The sequence below is a fragment of the Fontisphaera persica genome (assembly GCF_024832785.1).
Taxonomy (GTDB): Bacteria; Verrucomicrobiota; Verrucomicrobiia; order Limisphaerales; family Fontisphaeraceae; genus Fontisphaera; species Fontisphaera persica.
This window is the reverse complement of the sequence record NZ_CP116615.1, coordinates 2,596,986-2,615,875: the sequence shown is the minus strand read 5'-3', so window position 1 is coordinate 2,615,875 and position 18,890 is coordinate 2,596,986. Positions and strand designations below refer to the sequence as shown.

21 protein-coding genes are annotated in these 18,890 nt (G+C 61.3%); 8 read left to right on the top strand and 13 right to left on the bottom strand.

Annotated elements, in window-relative coordinates; genetic code table 11:
* Positions 1-129: 129 nt before the first annotated feature.
* Positions 130-633: a hypothetical protein gene (locus tag NXS98_RS09695; RefSeq protein ID WP_283844762.1), complete on the top strand. Its 504-nt coding sequence runs from the start codon at positions 130-132 to the stop codon at positions 631-633.
* A 285-nt stretch (positions 634-918) separates the two neighbouring features.
* Positions 919-1,218: a hypothetical protein gene (locus NXS98_RS09690; protein WP_283844761.1), complete on the top strand. Its 300-nt coding sequence runs from the start codon at positions 919-921 to the stop codon at positions 1,216-1,218.
* Between the two features lie 125 nt (positions 1,219-1,343).
* On the opposite strand, the gene NXS98_RS09685 is transcribed toward NXS98_RS09690, so the two are convergent.
* On the bottom strand, positions 1,344-1,598 hold the full coding sequence (locus NXS98_RS09685; RefSeq protein ID WP_283844760.1) for an anti-sigma factor family protein: 255 nt from the start codon (positions 1,596-1,598) through the stop codon (positions 1,344-1,346).
* A 46-nt stretch (positions 1,599-1,644) separates the two neighbouring features.
* Positions 1,645-2,289 (bottom strand): RNA polymerase sigma factor, encoded by a 645-nt coding sequence (locus tag NXS98_RS09680; protein WP_283844759.1) that lies wholly within the window; start codon positions 2,287-2,289, stop codon positions 1,645-1,647.
* Positions 2,290-2,493: 204 nt separating this feature from the next.
* Here NXS98_RS09680 and nadB point away from each other — a divergent pair, with 204 nt between their 5' ends.
* Positions 2,494-4,137 (top strand): L-aspartate oxidase, encoded by a 1,644-nt coding sequence (gene nadB, locus NXS98_RS09675; RefSeq protein ID WP_283844758.1) that lies wholly within the window; start codon positions 2,494-2,496, stop codon positions 4,135-4,137.
* Between the two features lie 68 nt (positions 4,138-4,205).
* Here the strand turns inward: nadB and NXS98_RS17810 are convergent, their stop codons facing one another.
* From NXS98_RS17810 to NXS98_RS09660, 6 genes are all read right to left on the bottom strand, one after another.
* Positions 4,206-4,430: a DNA/RNA helicase domain-containing protein gene (locus tag NXS98_RS17810; RefSeq protein ID WP_343214085.1), complete on the bottom strand. Its 225-nt coding sequence runs from the start codon at positions 4,428-4,430 to the stop codon at positions 4,206-4,208.
* On the bottom strand, positions 4,361-5,065 hold the full coding sequence (locus tag NXS98_RS17805) for a DNA/RNA helicase domain-containing protein (RefSeq protein ID WP_343214084.1): 705 nt from the start codon (positions 5,063-5,065) through the stop codon (positions 4,361-4,363). The genes NXS98_RS17810 and NXS98_RS17805 overlap by 70 nt, the downstream gene beginning before the upstream one ends.
* Complete coding sequence (locus NXS98_RS17800) at positions 5,038-5,421, bottom strand: DNA/RNA helicase domain-containing protein (RefSeq protein ID WP_343214083.1); 384 nt, start codon at positions 5,419-5,421, stop codon at positions 5,038-5,040. Before NXS98_RS17800 ends, NXS98_RS17805 begins: the two co-directional genes overlap by 28 nt.
* Positions 5,422-5,423: 2 nt before the next feature.
* Entirely contained in the window at positions 5,424-5,762 is a 339-nt protein-coding gene (locus tag NXS98_RS17795; protein WP_343214082.1) for a hypothetical protein, read from the bottom strand.
* A gap of 609 nt (positions 5,763-6,371) precedes the next feature.
* A complete protein-coding gene (locus tag NXS98_RS09665; protein WP_283844757.1) occupies positions 6,372-6,911 on the bottom strand; it encodes a YkgJ family cysteine cluster protein in 540 nt (179 codons plus the stop codon).
* Positions 6,912-6,925: 14 nt separating this feature from the next.
* A complete protein-coding gene (locus NXS98_RS09660) occupies positions 6,926-7,909 on the bottom strand; it encodes a ThuA domain-containing protein (RefSeq protein WP_283844756.1) in 984 nt (327 codons plus the stop codon).
* A 115-nt stretch (positions 7,910-8,024) separates the two neighbouring features.
* Between NXS98_RS09660 and NXS98_RS09655 the strand changes: the two genes are divergently transcribed.
* Entirely contained in the window at positions 8,025-9,335 is a 1,311-nt protein-coding gene (locus NXS98_RS09655) for a Gfo/Idh/MocA family protein (protein ID WP_283844755.1), read from the top strand.
* 59 nt (positions 9,336-9,394) lie between these two features.
* Here NXS98_RS09655 and NXS98_RS09650 read toward each other — a convergent pair whose 3' ends face one another.
* Both NXS98_RS09650 and NXS98_RS09645 read right to left on the bottom strand, forming a co-directional pair.
* Positions 9,395-10,294, bottom strand: a complete 900-nt coding sequence (locus tag NXS98_RS09650) for an alpha/beta hydrolase (protein ID WP_283844754.1) — start codon at positions 10,292-10,294, stop codon at positions 9,395-9,397.
* A gap of 5 nt (positions 10,295-10,299) precedes the next feature.
* Complete coding sequence (locus NXS98_RS09645) at positions 10,300-11,016, bottom strand: Crp/Fnr family transcriptional regulator (protein ID WP_283844753.1); 717 nt, start codon at positions 11,014-11,016, stop codon at positions 10,300-10,302.
* A gap of 184 nt (positions 11,017-11,200) precedes the next feature.
* Here NXS98_RS09645 and NXS98_RS09640 point away from each other — a divergent pair, with 184 nt between their 5' ends.
* A complete protein-coding gene (locus NXS98_RS09640) occupies positions 11,201-12,754 on the top strand; it encodes an exosortase/archaeosortase family protein (RefSeq protein WP_283844752.1) in 1,554 nt (517 codons plus the stop codon).
* 1 nt (position 12,755) lies between these two features.
* Entirely contained in the window at positions 12,756-14,453 is a 1,698-nt protein-coding gene (locus tag NXS98_RS09635; RefSeq protein ID WP_283844751.1) for a tetratricopeptide repeat protein, read from the top strand.
* Between the two features lie 10 nt (positions 14,454-14,463).
* On the opposite strand, the gene NXS98_RS09630 is transcribed toward NXS98_RS09635, so the two are convergent.
* Complete coding sequence (locus NXS98_RS09630; protein ID WP_283844750.1) at positions 14,464-14,661, bottom strand: hypothetical protein; 198 nt, start codon at positions 14,659-14,661, stop codon at positions 14,464-14,466.
* Between the two features lie 162 nt (positions 14,662-14,823).
* Complete coding sequence (locus tag NXS98_RS09625; protein ID WP_283844749.1) at positions 14,824-15,537, bottom strand: type II secretion system protein; 714 nt, start codon at positions 15,535-15,537, stop codon at positions 14,824-14,826.
* A 122-nt stretch (positions 15,538-15,659) separates the two neighbouring features.
* On the opposite strand from NXS98_RS09625, the gene rnhC reads away from it, so the two are divergent.
* The gene (gene rnhC / locus NXS98_RS09620; RefSeq protein WP_283844748.1) at positions 15,660-16,670 is read left to right on the top strand and encodes a ribonuclease HIII; all 1,011 of its coding nucleotides are present in this window, start codon (positions 15,660-15,662) and stop codon (positions 16,668-16,670) included.
* A gap of 26 nt (positions 16,671-16,696) precedes the next feature.
* Here the strand turns inward: rnhC and hpnA are convergent, their stop codons facing one another.
* The gene (gene hpnA, locus NXS98_RS09615) at positions 16,697-17,707 is read right to left on the bottom strand and encodes a hopanoid-associated sugar epimerase (protein ID WP_283844747.1); all 1,011 of its coding nucleotides are present in this window, start codon (positions 17,705-17,707) and stop codon (positions 16,697-16,699) included.
* 135 nt (positions 17,708-17,842) lie between these two features.
* Here hpnA and galE point away from each other — a divergent pair, with 135 nt between their 5' ends.
* Positions 17,843-18,814 carry a UDP-glucose 4-epimerase GalE gene (gene galE / locus NXS98_RS09610; protein ID WP_283844746.1) on the top strand — a complete coding sequence of 324 codons (972 nt, stop codon included), beginning with the start codon at positions 17,843-17,845 and terminating at the stop codon, positions 18,812-18,814.
* The last annotated feature ends 76 nt before the right edge of the window (positions 18,815-18,890 follow it).

Below are 18,890 nucleotides of genomic sequence, written 5' to 3'. Positions count from 1 at the left end.
CCGCCCCCATGACAAGCCATGTATCATCCACGCCCACCACTCGCCGTAGGCCGTCTGCGCCCCTCGCTTATTCTTTTCCGCTCCCGGAGCACTCCCTTTGCCCGCCCGCCTCCCCATGCTCACCCGCGTATGGCTAAACCACGCCAGCCCCAAAAAGACCACCCGCAACCCGCGGCCGCCGACCCCCTCGCGTCCCTCGCCGCTCTCTCCGCCTCCGCCGCCGCCCTCGCCCAGCAGCTCCTCGCCGACCCCAACCTCGACCCCCACACCCTCGCCAACGCCCTCGAACGCCTCATCCTCGCCCAATCCCTCCAGACCCTCGCCAACCCCCACGCCTCCCCCCAAGACCGCGCCGCCGCTCACCGCGCTTTTCACCAATGGCGCCAGGCCGACCTCGCCCGCCAGCGCCTTGAGCTCGAACGCCAGAAAATCGAACTTTCCCGCCAACGCCTGGAAGCCCAAAAACCGCCCGACCAGCCGCCCCCCGAGCCCTACGACGAAGAAGAAACCGCCAAAATCTTGATGGACCAGCTTGACCAAATCCTCGGCCTCAAACCTCGGTCCCCCAAACCGCCACCCGCTCCCTTGCCTTCACCCCCCACCGACCCCCCGCCCACACCGCCACCTCCCTAATACCTCTTTTTCTCTCCTTCCGCTCGTGGCCCCAAGCCCCTCTTGTTCTTTGCCATACACCACCACCCCCACGCCCCAGCCAGCGCCCCCGCGGCGCCTCCCGCAAGCGGGCGACTCAATTTAAGATTGTCAACGCTTTTAAACTGTGACACTCTTGACTTGCACCACCAGTCATGGTCTCCCCGTAGTATCGGGGAGCCCTGCTGGAGGTGTAGCGTTGAGCCGTCCGCCAGGCGCCCCGCGGCGGCCAAACCAGCGAAACCAACATCAAAACTCAGCAAGCCCATGAAAACCTACCGTTTCCTGACGGCAACCTTGTTGGCGGCAGCCCTGAGCCTGGGGCTGTGGGGAGCCTCGGCGGCCCAATCCTGCTGCGTGCAGGCCAAGGCCAAAGGCAAAGATTGCCCCCACCCCTGCTGTGTGGAGGCGCGCAAGGCGGAAAAAACCTGCGACAAATGCCAGAAGGACGCCTCCTGCTGCGATAAAGCCATCGCCAAAGGCAAGGCCTGCGCCCATCCATGTTGTGTCGAAGCCGCCAAAGAAAAGAAAATCTGCGAGAAATGCAACGCCCCAGCTAAAAAGTAAGCCCCTCGCCGGGCAGGCTGCAGCACACCGCCATCCCTTCACCTGATTAAAAACGGAAACCCCGCCTCAGACCGGGGCAGGGGATGCCTTTTACCTTTCCCGCGCCTTTGCCCCTTGCACCGGGCTCACGGGTTTCCCTGCGGCGCCTGGCGGCTCTTGAACTTCTCCCGCAACAAAGCGTGAATTTTCTCCCGGCATTGCGGCGGAATTTCGTAGCTCCGGCCGTCTTTGCAGAGCAAAATCGTCTGCCGCAGGTTGTTCACCACCACCTGGCAGGGCTGGCACCCGGCCAAATGCCGCTTGAACTCCTCGCACAGCGGAGCAGCCTCGTTGCCGTCCACGTACTCATTCAGCGCCGCCAGGATTTCTTCGCAATTCATGGTTTCCATTACAATGGAGTCGTTTCCCCCCCGAAAAGTTACACCCTTAGTCCTCAACCTCCTCATGCCGATGCGGCGGCAGCGCACGCCCCGGATCCCCCAGCCGCCGCGTCAACCGCTCCCGCAATTGCAGCCGCGCCCGCAACAGCCGCACCTTTACATTCGACGGCGTGATGCCCAGCGCCGTCGCGGTCTCCTCCACCGACAATCCCTCCACATCGCGTAATAAGAACACCACCCGGTGTTTTTCATCCAGTTCCCCCAACGCCTCCTCAATAAGCTGCTTCACCTCCTGCCGTTGCACCAGATGCTCCGGCGTATCCCGCCAGTCCGCGATGAACTCCGGATGCGGCGGCGGCCCCTCCTGCTCCGGTTGCGCGTCCACCGAGGCGTCTAGAGAGACCGTCTCCAACCCCTTCCGCTTCCGCAGAATCTTGAACGCCGCAAAGGTTGCCACCCGGTATAGCCACGTCCGAAAAGAGCTTTCCCCCCGAAACGAATCCAGGTTTTCCACCAGACTCAAAAACGTCTGCTGCGTCACATCTTCCGCGTCCTGCTCATGCCGCAACAACCGCATCGCCAGGTTGTACACCGGCTGCTCATAGCGGCTCACCAGCATTTCCAGCGATTCCAGACTGCCTTGGCGCGCTTGTTCAAGCAGGGCTTCGTCCGAAAGTTCGGCCTGTGACATGCCCGCAGGCTATCGGACTATGCCCCGCAAAAGAAGCAAAAATTGCCCGCCCCTCCTTCCCGCTTCCGGCGACGCCAACCGGGCAGGGGAGCCATCCTTCCCGGCGCCATTCTTTAGCCCAAACCCAATCAACCCCCCTCGCCAAACCGGCTTGGCGCCCCTTCATCCCCAAGAAATTGCTTGGGCTGCCCTGGGCAAGAGAGTATGACTGAAACGCACATGCTTATGGGCAACGTGAAGCATTACGATTTTCTGGTCATTGGCAGTGGCATCGCCGGATTGTTTTATGCCCTCAAGGCCGCTGCCGGCGGCAAAGTCGCCGTCGTCACCAAGAAAAATCGCGCCGAATCCAACACCAACTACGCCCAGGGCGGCATCGCCTCCGTGATGAGCAAGGAAGACAGCTTTGAGGACCATGTGCGCGACACCCTCATCGCCGGCGCCGGCCTCTGCAAGGAGGACGTCGTCCGCGCCATCGTCCAAGACGGCCCCGCCCGCATCGCTGAGCTGATTGAATACGGCGCCCGCTTCAGCGTGAAGCACGACCCCGCCGCTCCCGGCCATGCCGAGCTCGACCTCACCCGCGAAGGCGGCCATTCCAAACGCCGCATCCTCCACGCCCAGGACATCACCGGACGCGAACTCGAACGTGCCCTCCTCGAGGCCTGCACCCGCCAGCCCAACATCCACATCTTTGAAAACCACTTCGGCGTGGACCTCATCACCACCGCCAAAATGGGCCTCCCCGGCCCCAACCGCTGCGTCGGCGCCTATGTGCTCAACAAAACCACCGGCCAGGTGGACACCTTCGCCGCCCGCGTCGTCGTCCTCGCCACCGGCGGCTGTGGCAAAGTCTATCTCTACACCACCAACCCCGACATCGCCACCGGCGACGGCGTCGCCATGGCCTATCGCGCCGGCGTGCCCATCGCCAACATGGAGTTCATTCAATTTCATCCCACCTGCCTTTATCATCCCAAGGCCAAATCCTTTCTCATCAGCGAAGCTGTCCGCGGCGAGGGCGGCGTCCTCAAAAACCTCGCCGGCGAGGAATTCATGAACGGCGTCCACCCCCTCAAATCCCTCGCCCCGCGCGACATCGTCGCCCGCGCCATTGACAGCGAAATGAAACGCACCGGCGCCGATTATGTCCTGCTGGACATCTCGCATCTCTCCGCCCGGTTTGTCATGAACCGCTTTCCCAACATCTACGAAACGCTCCTCAAGTACGGCATTGACATGACCAAGGAGCCTATTCCCGTCGTCCCCGCCGCCCATTACCAGTGCGGCGGCGTGCTGGCCAGCGTGGACGGTGAAACCGAGCTGCCCGGCCTGCTGGCCATTGGCGAAGTGGCCTGCACCGGCCTCCACGGCGCCAACCGCCTCGCCAGCAACAGCCTCCTCGAGGCCATCGTCTGCGCCCACCGCGCCGCCCTCCTCTCCCTCCGCGCCGATTGGCCCCCACCGCCAGCGCGCCTCCCCGAGTGGCAAAGCGGCAACGCCACCAATGCCGATGAAATGGTCGTCGTCTCCCACAACTGGGATGAAATCCGCCGCGTCATGTGGGACTACGTCGGCATCGTCCGCACCACCAAGCGCCTGCAGCGCGCCCGCAACCGCATCCTCAACCTCCAGGCTGAGATTCAGGAATTTTACTGGGACTTCCTCATCACCGCCGACCTGCTCGAATTGCGCAACATCGCCACCGTCGCCGAGCTGATTGTCGCCTGCGCCCTCCAGCGCCCGGAAAGCCGTGGCCTCCACTACACCCTCGACCACCCCCACCCCGACCCCGCCTGGGAAAAACGCGACACCCTCCTCCGCCGCCCGCCCCCACCATCGCCCTAGTGCCACCGCCCCTGCTGCGGGTATCCCTCCGTTCGGTCAAAAACCAGGCTGGTGACAGGTGAATCATGCTATCCGTCTATTTTCGGCAGGCCCAATTCGCGCAGGGAATTGAAGGTGCCGTCGTAATACTCAGGAGGGCGGGTTGAATCCCCTGCATCTCCCGGAGGAACGAAAATTACCATGCCCTGCCGGGCTCGAGTGAGCAGCACGCGATAGGCGTTTTTCAAATAAACCTTGTTTTCGGTGTTGGAAACATTACACCAACGGCTCCCCTGAAATCGTGATACCCCCACTTTCCACCCTGCCAGCGGAAATCGGCATCCCAATTTACACACACCCAATCAAGCTCCAATCCTTGGACCTGAAATTCGGTAGCCGCATCTTCAAGGTACAAACTGGAACGCGTATCTTCAGCGCCATTAAGAAAATAATGCACGGGATCAACGGATACTCGGATGTCAATGGCGTAGGGTTTTAATCGCATGGCTTTTGACGAAGCCACCAATCCATATCGCTCTGACCCTCTCGCTTGGTGCCGAATCCATTGTTTAGCCGCTTGCAGATTTCGGGTAATCACCACCGGGTATTTGCCTGCAATTTGAGCCAGCAATTGACTTGCTCGTTCCTGCTCACAATCCAGCATCGCTTTCACAAAATTGGACACGTTCTCCGCCCGGAAGGAACGCATGGATACCGCTAGATGCAGAGCATCATCAAAGAAAGTATTTTGGCTCTGACGAACCAATTGCAAGGCGTTTCCCGCAGCATATTCCGAATCGGTCAACCGTGAGGAAATAAACATGCGCCAATGGGTAAAATGCCGTTGGATTGCCTCCAACCAAGCACCAATGCCAGCCTCACCGGTATGGATTTCCTGGCCTCCGCCCACTAGGCAAATAATCACCGCCCAGTCTTGATGTCGGTCCATGTAGGAAATAAGAAACTCCGGCTCGGATTGCGAAAACTTGGCAATGCGCTTTTTATGCGCATGAAATTTTCAGTCTGCCTTAAATTCCAGGCCCTTTGCGCTTCATCGAAAATGACGACATGCTCAGGCGGGGGCTGCTTATCCACCAATCCTTCGTCACGAAAGTGATGGACGTTTTGTATGAAGGCCTTGACACTCTCCCCAATTTCACCTTTACGAACCCTGCCCCCACTTGTCTTGCGTCGAGCATATTCGTCGCGAGTAAGGGCCTCCCGCAACACGGCGACCAACGGCCCATTGCCAGAGAGATAGACGGAATGGGTGATCTGGCTGGCTTCTCGTCTTTGTGTGGCCACATTTAGTCCCACCAGAGTTTTGCCCGCCCCGGCACGCCGGTAACAAAACAAATGTATTTTCTTTTATTGGCCTGAGCTTCTTCCACCAATTCCTCAATTCGCTTGGAAGTCACATACAGGTTTTGCGCGCCAGCATCAAAACGCGCAATAGCCTCAACGGAATGCTGGGCATACAAAGCCCGAGCAGCTTCGATGATGGTGGGAGTGGGCCGATAAGCAGCGGACAACCAACTTTGGGGATTGATGTAGGCGCCCTCCACCCGCAGCAGAACAAAATCAAGTACATCTCGTAAACAGTAGGCGTTGGCAAGAAGGGGATGGGCAACTCCATCAGGATCCATTTGCCACTCGAGGGGGGCATTACGCCTGCCTCGGTGGCGATTAAAATAGGCACGATGTTTGCCTTATGGCTGGCTTCATGAAAATTCTTAAGGTCAAGGGCATAATCCCAAACTTGATTTTTCGCATAAGGCTCGAATTGCTGAGCGCCCACTTTGAACTCCAATACAAAGATAACCGGACCGATGATCAGGATGACATCCGCACGATGGCCCATGCGGGAATATTAAATTCAAATATAATCCACCCCGCTAGTCCGCTAATCTGTCTGCGCAATATATCAATTTGGGCAAGCCATGCATTCTTTTGCGAATACGTAAGTTCAAAATCGCAATTTCTGGTTAGCTGCCCAAGAATGCCATCGGATTTTGCGCCCAGAAAATCAGCGATGGAGGATTCATACCATGCGCGGGATAGGGTGGGTATGTGATTGCTTAGTGCCATTTGCTGGTACCTTTTATCTCTATCTTTTTGGAACGAAAGTCTTTTCGACCCATTAGGGCCGGCGTTTGCGCTTGAGTTGGTGAATTATATCTTTAACCATCAGCCTTGTTCAGAATGGCAAGGCCCTCAAACACAGAAGGATCAAATCCCAAACCAGGCACAAAGTATTACCTGTCCGACACCGGCGGGGTGCCGAGGAAGTGTTGTTCGAGCAGGCGGGTGAGTTCGTACACCGCCAGCAGCAAATCGCTGCGCCGCCGGTTGTGCCGCTCCCCTTTGGCGAGGTCCAGCGGCTCCCGCATCACCGCCTGGTAACGCCGGCTCAGCGGCATCTGTTCATCGAGCTGGCCCAAGGCGCGCACCAGCCGGCGCACGCGCTCCGCCTGCTCGCGGGTGGTGCGAATCAAATAACGGGCCTCCTCCAGCGCGATTTTCCCCTCCCGCGCCCGCTGCAACAAGCGGCAGTCAAAGGTGCGGCAGCGGACCGGCCGCTGGGCATAGATGCGGCAGTGGCCGTTTTCAAGGCAGGGACAGGGCTGGGGGAATTTGATTTTGCCGTGTTTGTAATGCAGCGGCACGCCCGCCTCAGTGAGGGCGGCCGGGTCATCGCCGGCCCGCAATTCCACATCCGCAAACAGCACGCCATTGCAGCACAACCCGCAGCGGAGGCACAAACTGTCCGTCAGCGGTGGCGGGCGGCGCGGCATGGGGGCAACGGGGTTTATTTGGGCGCGGCAGCAGGCGAGGAGGCTTTTTTGGCGTTGGGGTCGTCCTTGGGCTGGAGCCGGGCATGGCCGGGCGTGACTTTTTCCAGATTGGGGGTGAGGTCCGCCTCCACCAGACCGGCCGCCCATCCCAGACCGCCTAGCAAAATATTTTGAAAGAGCGGATTCGTCCACACATCCTCGCGATGCCCCAGCGAAGTGTAGAACACGCGGCCCTTGCCCTCCCGCCGCGCCCACGTGGCCGGGAAATCCGGCCGCTGATAATCAATGCCCTTCATGCCCTTGGTCTCCTGCACCAGAATGACGTGCAGGTCCGGCGCAAAGTCCTTGAACGTGTACCACTCTTCATTCAGCACAAACCCCTCCCCCAACCCCTCGCAGCCCGGAAATTGCGGGCTGACCACGCGGTTCCGCGCCACTTGCTGCGGCCCGTGCCGGATGAACTCGCCTCCAATCATCCGCAGATACGGGTCCAGCCGCTCCCCGGCGGATTGGAAGCGGGCCGATTTGTCGGGCGGGTCCGGTTGCGGATGCCAGTTGTCCGTGGCCGCGTGGATGCCGACAAAGCCCTTCCCCTCGCGAATGGCGCGCAGGAAAGCCTCCTTCCCCGCAGCCGTCATGGGCGGTTGCTTGTCCGTCCCCGCCTCCAACAAATCGCCGCTGGTGTAAAACACAATCACATCAAACCGGGCCAGATTCTCCGGCGTGAAGATGCGCCCATCCTTCGTGCAGGTGACCTTGAAGCGATGTTTCGCCCCCAACTCAGACAACACTTTTTCCGAGTGGCTGAGTTGATCGGGCGCCGGCCGCTTGACCACGCTGTGCTCAAAGCCGGAAGATTTGGTGAAGTACAGGATTTGTTTGGGTTTGGCGGGGTCCACCTTGTCCCACCCGCCGGGGGTGGCGGCCTGCAGCCTGCTCTGGGCCGCGCTGCCACCCAGGGCCAAAGCCAAAATCAATAGCGCGCGCAGGAGTTTCATAGGTCCACCGAGTGTAATGCCACCGGCGGCGCCTGTCGAATCCAAATTCATCAGCAACGCCAAAAACGAATAGGCCATTGATTTTCGGCGTCTGTTTGATGTAATGGAGCAGCACATGAAAAAACTGACCCATGCTTCGCGCCGTTGTTTTCTCCAACAAGCCAGCGCTGCTGCCGGCGGCCTGGCCCTCCTGCCTACGCTGGTGCCCTCCTCCGTATTGGGGGCCAACGGCCAGGTGCCGCCCAGTGAACGCATCACCGTCGGTTTCATCGGCACAGGCGACCATGGCACCAACTGGAATCTGAGTTTTTACCGGAAACAAAAAACCGCCCAAATCCTGGCCGTCTGCGACGTGGATGAGCGCCGCCTCATCCGCGCCAAACAAACGGTGGACGAACACCACGGCAACGAGGATTGCCTGGCCACCAAGGACTTTCGGCAAGTCCTGGCCCGCAAGGATATTGATGCGGTGATGATTTCCACCCCGGACCACTGGCACACCATCATCAGCCTCATGGCCATCCAGGCCGGCAAGGATGTGCAATGCGAAAAGCCCACCCTGACCATCCATGAAGGCAAAGTCTTGGTGGAGGCCGTGCGGAAACACAAGCGCGTCTTCCAAACCAGCACCGAAGACCGCGCCGTCCCCGAATACCATCGCATGGCCGAGCTGGTCCGCAATGGGCGCATTGGCAAACTGCAACGCATCGAAGTCATCCTGCCCAAGCAACCCACCTCGCCGGGCGATCCCACTCCGCAGCCCGTGCCCCCCGGCCTGGACTATGACATGTGGCTCGGCCCCGCCCCTTATGCGCCCTACACCAAAGACCGGGTCCATTGGAATTTCCGCTGGATTTGGGATTATTCGGGCGGGATTATTTGTGATTGGGGCACGCATTTGTTTGACACCGCCCAGTGGGCCAATGACACCGAACGCAGCGGCCCCGTGGAAATTGAGGGCACCGGCACGCATTGGGAAGGCGGGCTCTTCAACACCGTCAAGGATTATGACGTGACCTTCCGCTACGCCAACGGCGTGGTCATGACCTGCAAACCCGGCAACCCCAGCATCAAGTTCATCGGCACCGACGGCTGGGTGGGCAATTCCGGCTGGCGCGCGCCCGTGCAAGCCAGCTCCAAGGAAATCCTCGAAAGCAAAATCGGCCCCAACGAAATCCACCTCTACACCAATCCGGCGGGCGAGCACGATGACTTCTTGAAATGCGTCAAGAGCCGCAAGGACCCCTATTTCCCGGTGGACATCGGGCACCGCGTGTCCACCATCTGCCATCTGGCCAACATCTCCATCAAATTGGGCCGCAAGCTGCGGTGGGACCCGGCCAAAGAGGAATTCATCAATGACGCGGCCGCCACGGCGATGATGGACCGCCAGCGGCGTGACCCTTGGCAGTTGCCAAAGGTGTAGGCACGGTCCTGTCCTGCGGCCAGGCGCAGGCGGTTCCGCGCCGGTGAACGGGAAATGGTTCAGGGCTTGAGCCAGCCGCCCGCGCGCAACCATTCCTCCACCCGCCGCGGCCAATGCGTCACGGGATTGTCGGTGGGCCGCAGACCATAACCATGCCCTCCCCGCGGATAGATATGCAGCTCGGCCGCCACGCCCGCCTTCTTCAACGCCAGGTAGTAATAAACGCTATTTTCCACCCGCACCGCGTCATCCTGCGTCTGCACCAGAAATGTGGGCGGCGTGTTGGACGAAAGAGTTAACTCGGGCGCAATGGCATCGTTGTCCTTGCCCACCGTCAGATAAGCCGGATACACCAGCACCGCAAAGTCGGGCCGGCAGCTTTCCTTGTCCGCCTCATCCACCGGGGCGTAATGCCGGGAAGCATGGCGGGTGGACAGCACGGCGCACAAATGACCCCCGGCAGAAAAGCCCAACACCCCCAGCCGCTGCGGGTCCAGATTCCATTCGCGGGCGCGGGCGCGCACCAGCCCCATCGCGCGCTGGGCATCCTCCAAAGGCGCCTCCCAACGCTCCCGATTTTTGCGGATGGGCACTCGGTATTTGAGCAGCACGGCGTTGATGCCCACCGAATTCAACCACTCCGCGACTTCCGTGCCCTCCAAATCCCACGCCAGAATATGATACGCGCCCCCGGGGCAAATCAGCACCGTGGCCCGCGTGTTGCGCTCCGCCGGCGCGGGATAAAAGGTCAAGGTGGGCCGGGCCACGGGCGCCAGCCGCATCACACGGCGGCCAGCCACCATGCCGCTTTTCTCGTTGGTGGTATCGCGCTCTTCCCCCAACGCCTCAGTGTCCCCCGGCGGCGTGGCCGGCCAAAGCGGAAGGGTTATGGGGGCCGGCGCCGCTGCCAGCGAACCGGTCACCAGAGCCAACATGAGCATTCCCATACTAGTATTCATGGTGGTTATTCTCCCAAATTTTTCCTTAACAGCCGCAGCAAGGCCGGTGGATTGACCACCGTGACCGTCCGGCCTTTCACGGCAATCAGATTCTGCGCCTTGAACTTCGCCAGCGTCCGCGAGAGGGTTTCGCTCACCGTGCCCAGCTCGGCCGCGAGCGTGCGCTTGGTCATGGTTAACTCGATGGTGACGGGGGCGGCAGTCTCGGGCTGGGGACAACGTTTAATCAGCCAGTTGGCCAGGCGCGTTTCCACGTCTTTCAGCATCAAGTCCTCCATCTGGGCCACCAGGGCCCGCAAATGGAGGCTCATCGCGGCCAGCATGCGCAGCGCCAGCTCCGGCTGGCGCCGCAACAACGCTAGAAACGCCGATTTTTGCACCAACAGCACCTGCGACGGCTCCACCGCTTTGGCGTCGGCGGGATAACCCGCATCGGTCGCCAGGGTGGCCTCCGCAAAGGTCTCGCCCGTCCGGAAAATCCGGATGACCTGTTCCTTGCCCGCGGCATTGACGCGATGCACATTCACCGCCCCGGCCTGCACAATGTAAAAGCCCTGCGACGGCTGGCTTTCACGAAACAGGTACTCCCCTTTTTCGAGGGGTTTAACCACCACTGCCGCCGCAATGGCCGTCAAATCCTCCGCGGATAACCCGTGAAATATCCGGCAATTCCGCAGCGTGTTAATAATCGCGGCCTGTTTTAAGTCGGTACCCAGGCTCATGGCCTCATTATGCGTCAGCTCGGCCTGCCTGTCGCGTTGAAAATTCACCGCAGCCGCCAACCAGCCGCGTTGCCTCAAGAGAATGCCGGGTTGATGCAAAACCGGCCCATCGGAATGCTTGCCATAACGGCAGGCCCTGTTTTTTGCTGCTGCGATGCGCCGGCATTTGGCTTAAACTGCGGGCATGAGCAGCAACGCCAGCCTCGCGATGCCGCCCTCGCCGGCGGCGCCGTGGCCCACCTTGTTGCTGCTGGGGGCCGTATGGTTGTGGGTGTGCCTGATGCTGGCCCCTGAATGGGAAATTAATCCGCAATACAGTTACGGTTGGGGTGTCCCTTTTCTGGCGTTGTACTTGTTTGGGCGGCGATGGCCGCCCGGCCCGCCGCAGCCACCGGCGGCCCGGCACTGGCGCTGGGGACTGGCGGCCTTGCTGGCGCTGTGCCTTCCGTTGCAGTTGGTTTATGAAGCCAACCCCGATTGGCGCCTGGTCACGTGGCTGGCGGCGTGGGTGGCCGTGGCGGTGAGTTTAATCACCTTGTGGGGCGTGGGCGGGGCAGGGTGGGCGTGGCACATGGCGTTTCCCGTCTTGTTCATGTTGACCGCAGTGCCCTGGCCCACGGCGTTGGAGACACGGGTGGTCAACGGCCTTTTAAGTTTGATTACCGCAGTCACCACCGAGGCCCTCAATTGGCTGGGCGTGGCGGCCTTTCGCCAGGGCAATATCATCAAGCTCGCCAGCGGCCTGAGCGTGGGCGTCAATGAAGCCTGCAGCGGCGTCCGCTCCTTGCAGACCTCGGTCATGGTGGCGCTGTTCATGGGCGAATGGTTCCGCCTGCGCGGGGGCGGGCGCGCTGGATTATTGCTGGCCGGCATGGGGTGGGCCATGTTGTTGAACATGCTGCGCACCGGCTGGCTGGCCTGGCTGACTGCGCGCCATGGCGCCGCAGCCCAACAACAATGGCACGATGCCGCCGGCCTGGTCCTTTTCCTCCTGCTGGTGGCCGGTGTGGCGGCGCTGGGATATGGGCTGCGGCGCAAAGCCACCTCACCAGAGTCCAAATCCTCTTTGGCGGAGGTGGCCGGCGCGGCATGGCTGCCCAAAGGCTGTGCCCTGGGCTTGTGCGTATGGCTCATGGCTTGCTGGGCATTGACGGAAGCCTGGTACCGCTGGCATGAACGCGAGCGCGGCCCGCGCCTGGTCTGGAGCGTCCGCTGGCCGGTGGAGGCCCCCGGCTTTCGGATGCGGGCCGTGGAGGAGGAAATCCGGGTGCTGTTGCGCAGCACTCGCAGCGAATCGGCGCTCTGGGAGCGGGGCGACGGCACGCACTGGATACTATTCTTCAACCGCTGGGAGCCCAGCCGGGTCTCTTCGCTGATGGCACGAGTGCATCGGCCGGAGATTTGCCTGCCCGCCACCGGTTTTGAGCTGGTCGAGCGGCATCCGCCCGCCCTGTTTCCCGCCGGACCGCTGGAATTGCCCTTTCGCACGTATGTTTTTACGGGGCAGGGGCGGACGTGGTATGTTTTCTTCTGTGTGATGGAAGAACGCCCGTTGGGCGGGCCAGCCTCGGTGGAACACGAGCCTACCCGCGGGCAACGGCTGCGGCAGGCCTGGCTGGGGCGGCGCAACCTGGGCCAGCAAGCCCTGGAGGCGGTATTGACCGGTTACCCCAGCCTGGCCGAAGCGCAACGGGCGTGGTTGACGGAATTGCCGCGCTTAATCGTGACGGAAGAATAACATGAGCCTGTTTTTGCCGGATCCTGAGTCTCGGCCCCAATGGTGGCGGCGTTTATTGTGGGTCGTGGTCCTGCTGGCCCTGGTGGCGGGGCTGTTGCTGGCCCCCTCGGCGTATGACCGCTTGAAGTTGCGCCGGGCCCAGGCCATGGCCGAGCTGGCGCGCAGCCATCTGGAGCGCAAGGATTACAATGCGGCCGTGGAAACCGCCCAGTCGGCCCTGCATCTTAACCCCGCCAATGCTGAGGCCCTGCGCGTGCTGGCCCAGGTTTTCACGGAGTTCAGACGCGAGGAGGCCTTCAGCCTGTGGGAAACCTTGTGGCGCGGCCAGCCACCGCCCCAGGCGGAGCGCGACATGCTCATTGATTTGGCGCTCCTTCTGCGCCGCTGGGATAAAGCCGAGCAATACCTCATCCAGGCCCTGCGCGACACCCCGGACCGCCCCGCCACGCTGCGCCAGGCCGCCCATTTCTTCGAGCAGCGCGGCCAGGCCGCCCAATCCATCGCCGCCTGCCGCACTTATTTGGCGCAGGCGCCCAACGACGAGGAAATCCGGCTGCTGCTGGCGCGGCAGTTGCTCCAGATGACCAACGCCACGGAGCAGGCGCAGGCCAGGGAAATCCTGCGGCAGCTCTCCACCTCCACCAATCAGGGCACCGTGCTGGTGGCCATCGGTTTCTGGAGCAGCGCCCGTGAAATGACGCTCGAAGACGTGCAATACTGCCGCGAGCGTTTGCAGCTTCTGCCTCCCGGCGTGACGCGCGATTTTCTGCTGCAAGACCTCGCCTTGCGCCTGGCTCCCCAGCGCCGCGAAGAAATCATCGCCGAGACCATTAAAAAGTTTCAGAGCGGCGGCGAAGACCACCTCCTGGCGCTGGCGCGCTGGCTGAACGGCCGGGGCGAGTACCTGCGCGTGCTGGAAGTCCTGCCCGAGCCGGTGGCGTTCAAGAATCAGGACTTTTTCCTGGTCTTCTGCGATGCGATTGCCGGCTTGAGCGACTGGTTGCGTCTGCAAACCTTGCTCGCCAATGACAAGGTCCCCTTGCCGGGCTGGCTGCGCGAATTGTACCGTGCCCGTGTGGCTGCCGAGCTGGGCCGCGACAATCAGGCTGTGGCCCATTGGGACCAAGCCCAGAGCCAGGCTGCCAATTTGCCCGACGCCTTGCAATACCTTGGCGAATACGCCGAAAAAATTGGCGCGGTGGCCGAGGCGGCCCGCGCCTACCGGCGGCTGGCCACCTTTCCCACGCACACCCGCCGCGCCTATCTGGCGTTAATCAAGCTTTACGAGAATCGGGGCGACACCGCGGAATTGCGGCGCCTCATGCAGGACATGGTCAAACTCTATCCCGACGACGAAGCGCCGCAAAATGACCTCGCCTATCTGGAATTGCTGCTGGAAATCAACCTCGAAGGCGCGCGGCAGGTGGCCGAGTCGCTCGTCGCCAAACGGCCGGACATGATGGCCTACCGCACCACCCTGGCCCTGGCGCACCTGCGCCGCAAAGATTATGCCGGCCTGCGCGCCGCGTACCAGAAAAGCACGCTGGTCTGGGACCAGGCCCTGCCGGGCTGGCAGGCGGTTTATGTGGCCGCCCTGGGCGCCCTCGGCGAAACCAACCTGGCCCGCCAATTGGCGCCCACCGTGCCGCTCACCCGGCTAAAGCCGGAAGAGCGCGAATTGCTCCGGCCCTGGCTCTAGGCGCCCGGCTTTAGCGCTCTTCGGTGCCCTGCGTCTCCAGCGTCTTGACCAGGTCCTTCTCCGCCAGCACCCAGTCCTGCAGGCTCAATTCCGCATGTTTCAATTTGTCGGCGTACATGCGGAAAGCGTGCTGTCGCACCATTTCCTTGGTGATGCCGGGAGTAAAAGGCTCCGGTTGTTTGGCCGCTGATTGTGTCGCGTTGCTCATGGTTTCCTTCCCGCCCGGGGTCTGTCTGAATATACGCCAGCGGCGGCGGCTTGACAAATGTTACCTGCGCCCTCGCTTGCCAAAATCTGTATCCAGCTCCGCAGGGAAATGCTCAGGCCCAGCCCCGCCCACGGCCAGGAAAGTCAAACTGGGCGGGCCTTCCTACCAGGGTTTGAGCACGCAATTGCTCAGGTTGGGGTCGCCGGTCTGCTCCATGTGCCGTTTCAATTGGCGCTCATTGTACTGGTGCACGCTGCCCTCCGCCAATCCCACGTTGCCCTTGTTTTTATGAATGTCGCTCCCCCAGCCGGACGTGGTGTAGGCGCCATTGACCCCAAAAATGGTGATGACCCCGCGGATGCCTGCCACGTCGCAGTTGCTGTTGTCGCTGCTGCCGATAATGTTGCGATCCAGCACCAGATGCATCGTGGGCAGTCGCACTGAAGCTTCCGGGCCAATGCCAAAACTCAGCGCCTTGTTTTGCATGCTCGGCTCGGCAAAACCATCCGGCCCGCGCCCAAAATAATTGGCCGCCGTGCGGTCATCATCGCTGGGGCACTTCAACACCTTGGGCGTCACCAGCTCATTGGAAATGGCGTAAAAATGCAGCCACGTGGAGCCAAACCCCCGCGTGCCGCCATCGTTGCTGTCCACTCCCCAGGGATAACGGTCCCCATTGTCATCGGCAAACATGGTCAGCGCCAGCACCACCTGTTTGATGTTGCTGACACAAGCGATGCGTTTGCCTTTGGCCTTGGCGTTGGCCAGCGCCGGCAGCAACAAACTGGCCAGTATGCTGATGATGGCGATCACCACCAGAAGTTCGATCAACGTGAAGCCCCAACGCCGGCTTCCGGACGAGATACGCATGCTCATGGATTACTAATACGCCCTTGCCCCAGCCTTGGCAAGCCGCCTGCTGGCGGCGGGCGGATTTGGCGCGGACGCCAGTAAAACGTTGCGGACACGGGAGAGGGCCATTATGCTGCCGCCCACACATGCGCAAGGCATCCCAAGACCCGTCCGAGACCGATCAGACGCCGCCCGCCAACACCTTCACGCTGGAATTGACTCCAGCCCAGGCCGAGGCGCTCAAGACGTATCTGGAGCGCCATAATTACCTGCCGCGGGAAGTGCCCTACGCGGCCTTTGCCTATGCCAGGCCGGATATGAACGTGGCCTACTACCCCCGCCGCCACCGGCTTGTAGTCCAGGGCAAGGGCGCCCGTGATTTTGTGGAGTTTGTTTTGGAGCCGGAAATCCTCAAGTCCGCCAGCCTCGGTTATGAGGAGATGCTCTCGCCGGAAATCAATCAACCGCGCCTGGGCGTGGACGAATCCGGCAAGGGTGATTTCTTCGGCCCGCTTTGCACTGCGGGCGTCTATGTCAACGCGGAAATCGTCAAGGCCCTGAAAAAGGCGGGCATTCGCGACTCCAAAAGTGTGGGCAGCGACCAGGAAATTGCGCGGCTGGCTGAAATCATCCGGCGCACCCCGGGTTGCGTGCATCGCCTGGTGCCCATTGGCAACGAGGCCTACAATCGCATGTACGAGGGCATGAAAAGCGTCAATCTCATCCTGGCCTGGGCCCACGGGCAGGTCATCGAGAACCTCTGCCTGGTAAGCTACCAGATGCAACCGCCGCCCACTCGCGCCATCGTGGACCAGTTTGCCAGCACCGAAGCGACCGTCCAACGCGCCTTGAAATCCCTCGGGCGCCAAATCGAAGTCATCCAGCGCCACAAGGCCGAGTCCGACCTCGCCGTCGCGGCGGCCTCCATTCTGGCGCGGGACGAGTTTGTGCGGCGGCTCAAGCAAATGGGCGAAAAGTATGGCATGAATTTCCCCAAAGGCGCCTCCGAAGAAGTCGAGCAGGTGGGCAGGGAATTCGTGGAAAAATATGGCCCGGAGGAGCTGAAAAAAGTGGCCAAATTACATTTTCGCACCGCCTGCCGCATTCTTGGACTGCCCGAGCCCCCGAAAAAAGAATGGCACGGGCGGCGCACTTGAAGCGGCTTTTTTTTCTTGGGCCTGGATTATTTCGCCGGGGCGTAGCCATTGTTGCGAAACCACTCAATCGCGTCCGCAAACGCCTGGCGCGGCGGCGTCTGGGGCAGACCCAGTTCGCGAATGGCCTTGGCCGGGTTGAAAAACATCTTGTACCGCGCCATACGCACCCCGGCCAGCGGGGCGCGGGGCGGGCGGCCAGTAAAACGCGCCACTGTTTCGTCCACGCACGCCGCCAGGTAAGCCACGGCATAGGGAATTTGCCAGCGGGGCGCGGGCAGGCCGGTAAGTTGGGCCAAAGTCTCCAGCGTCTGGCGCATGGTCCAGTTGCCTTCGGCATGGCCAAGGATATAGCGCTCCCCGACGTGGCCCTTTTCGGCGGCCAGGATGTGCCCCATCGCCACGTCCCGCACATGCACCCAATTCAAGCCGGTGTCCAGATAGGCGGGCATCTGGCGGCGCAAAAAATCCACAATGATTTTGCCGGTAGGCGTGGGCTTGGCATCCCTGGGGCCGATGGGGGCGCTGGGGTTGACGATGACCACCGGCGCGCCCTGGGCGGCCAGCTCGCGCGCCACCTGTTCTGCCTGCCATTTGCTGCGCTTATAATGATTGCTCATTTGCGCGGCGGATACCGGCGTGCTTTCATCGGTGGGCACCACGGGGTTGAGGGCAGGGTCGGGCAGGCCAATGCAACCTACCGTGCTGGTATAAACAATGCGCCGGCAGCCGGCGGCGAGGGCGGCTTGCAGGACCCGGCGCGTCCCTTCCACATTGGTTTCGTACATGGGCCGGTAATCGGGCAGCCACAGGTGATAACTGGCCGCCACATGAAAACACCAGTCGCAGCCGCGCAGCGCCTCCGCGTAAGTTTCAGGTTGCGTCACATCCCCGGTCACCCGCTCATAGTCCAGCCCGGCCAGCGCCCGGGTATCGGCGCCAGAGCGGAGCAGCGCCCGCACGCGATGACCGCGGGCGTTTAATTCCTGCACCAGGTTGGCCCCAATGAATCCCGATGCGCCGGTGACAAAGCAGTTCATGGGCGCAAGACTAGCAGACCCCCGGCCCATGGCCAAGCCCGCCGCAGGCCTTGCGTCGGCACCAGTCGCGCGGCCGCAAGGGAGCGGGATTTTTTATTGAGCGCCGGGCCGGCGTTTGGCTATGCTAGCGGGCTTATGAATGTGTTGGTGACAGGTGGCGCCGGTTACATCGGCAGTGTATGCGTCGAGCAATTGCTTAACGCCGGGTACCGGGTGACGGTGTTTGACAATCTCTCCGAGGGGCATCGGGCGGCGGTGGACGAGCGGGCCACCCTGGTGGTGGGGGATTTGGCCGACCGCCAGGCCATCATGGACACGGTCCAGCAAAGCCAGGCGGAGGCGATTCTGCACTTCGCCGCCAACGCGCTGGTCGGGGAATCCATGACCAACCCCTCCAAGTATTTTCGCAACAACGTCGCAGCCGGCCTCAATCTCTTGGATGCCGCCGTCGCGGCGGGGGTCCGGAAATTTATTTTCAGCTCCACCTGTGCCACCTACGGCGTGCCGGAGCGGCTGCCCATGACCGAAGATTTGCCCCAGCGGCCGGTCAATCCTTATGGTGAGTCCAAATTGATGTTTGAAAAAATCCTCCAATGGTATCACCAAATCCATGGGTTGGAGTTTGCCGCTTTTCGTTACTTTAACGCCGCGGGTGCCAGTGAGCGTTTCGGGGAGCATCACCGGATTGAGACCCATCTTATTCCCAATGTCTTGAAAGTGGCTCTGGGGCAGAGGGATAGCTGCGATATTTTTGGCACGGATTACCCCACCCCGGATGGGACCTGCATCCGCGATTACATTCACGTCATTGACCTGGCTGAGGCCCATATCCTGGCCCTGCCACCGGGCCGGGCGGGTTTCTTCAACTTGGGCAATGGGGATGGGTATTCCGTGCGGCAGGTCATTCAAACCTGCGAGCGCGTCACGGGCAAAAGCATCAAGGCCATCGAAAAGCCCCGGCGTCCGGGGGACCCGCCGCGGCTGGTGGCGGGGGCGGAGAAGGCCAGGCGGGAGTTGGGATGGTCACCCAAATACCCGCAGTTGGAAAAAATTGTGCAATCGGCGTGGGATTGGCATCGCAAACATCCGCAAGGTTACGCCGCTTGAGAGCCAGGGTGGAATTCACGCAAAATGAGCACGGAGCACACTTCGGGAGCCATTTTATTCGCCGCAGCCCGAAAAA

Coding starts and splice junctions, on each gene's coding strand:
- NXS98_RS09650 (WP_283844754.1), bottom strand. CDS start 10,294: ATGAATACTAGTATGGGAATGCTCATGTTGGCTCTGGTGACCGGTTCG.
- NXS98_RS09625 (WP_283844749.1), bottom strand. CDS start 15,537: ATGAGCATGCGTATCTCGTCCGGAAGCCGGCGTTGGGGCTTCACGTTG.
- NXS98_RS09685 (WP_283844760.1), bottom strand. CDS start 1,598: ATGAATTGCGAAGAAATCCTGGCGGCGCTGAATGAGTACGTGGACGGC.
- NXS98_RS17805 (WP_343214084.1), bottom strand. CDS start 5,065: ATGGACCGACATCAAGACTGGGCGGTGATTATTTGCCTAGTGGGCGGA.
- NXS98_RS09695 (WP_283844762.1), top strand. CDS start 130: ATGGCTAAACCACGCCAGCCCCAAAAAGACCACCCGCAACCCGCGGCC.
- rnhC (WP_283844748.1), top strand. CDS start 15,660: ATGCGCAAGGCATCCCAAGACCCGTCCGAGACCGATCAGACGCCGCCC.
- NXS98_RS09665 (WP_283844757.1), bottom strand. CDS start 6,911: ATGCCGCGCCGCCCGCCACCGCTGACGGACAGTTTGTGCCTCCGCTGC.
- NXS98_RS09655 (WP_283844755.1), top strand. CDS start 8,025: ATGAAAAAACTGACCCATGCTTCGCGCCGTTGTTTTCTCCAACAAGCC.
- nadB (WP_283844758.1), top strand. CDS start 2,494: ATGACTGAAACGCACATGCTTATGGGCAACGTGAAGCATTACGATTTT.
- NXS98_RS09645 (WP_283844753.1), bottom strand. CDS start 11,016: ATGAGCCTGGGTACCGACTTAAAACAGGCCGCGATTATTAACACGCTG.
- NXS98_RS09660 (WP_283844756.1), bottom strand. CDS start 7,909: ATGAAACTCCTGCGCGCGCTATTGATTTTGGCTTTGGCCCTGGGTGGC.
- hpnA (WP_283844747.1), bottom strand. CDS start 17,707: ATGAACTGCTTTGTCACCGGCGCATCGGGATTCATTGGGGCCAACCTG.
- NXS98_RS09680 (WP_283844759.1), bottom strand. CDS start 2,289: ATGTCACAGGCCGAACTTTCGGACGAAGCCCTGCTTGAACAAGCGCGC.
- NXS98_RS09630 (WP_283844750.1), bottom strand. CDS start 14,661: ATGAGCAACGCGACACAATCAGCGGCCAAACAACCGGAGCCTTTTACT.
- NXS98_RS17795 (WP_343214082.1), bottom strand. CDS start 5,762: ATGGATCCTGATGGAGTTGCCCATCCCCTTCTTGCCAACGCCTACTGT.
- NXS98_RS09635 (WP_283844751.1), top strand. CDS start 12,756: ATGAGCCTGTTTTTGCCGGATCCTGAGTCTCGGCCCCAATGGTGGCGG.
- NXS98_RS09690 (WP_283844761.1), top strand. CDS start 919: ATGAAAACCTACCGTTTCCTGACGGCAACCTTGTTGGCGGCAGCCCTG.
- galE (WP_283844746.1), top strand. CDS start 17,843: ATGAATGTGTTGGTGACAGGTGGCGCCGGTTACATCGGCAGTGTATGC.
- NXS98_RS09640 (WP_283844752.1), top strand. CDS start 11,201: ATGAGCAGCAACGCCAGCCTCGCGATGCCGCCCTCGCCGGCGGCGCCG.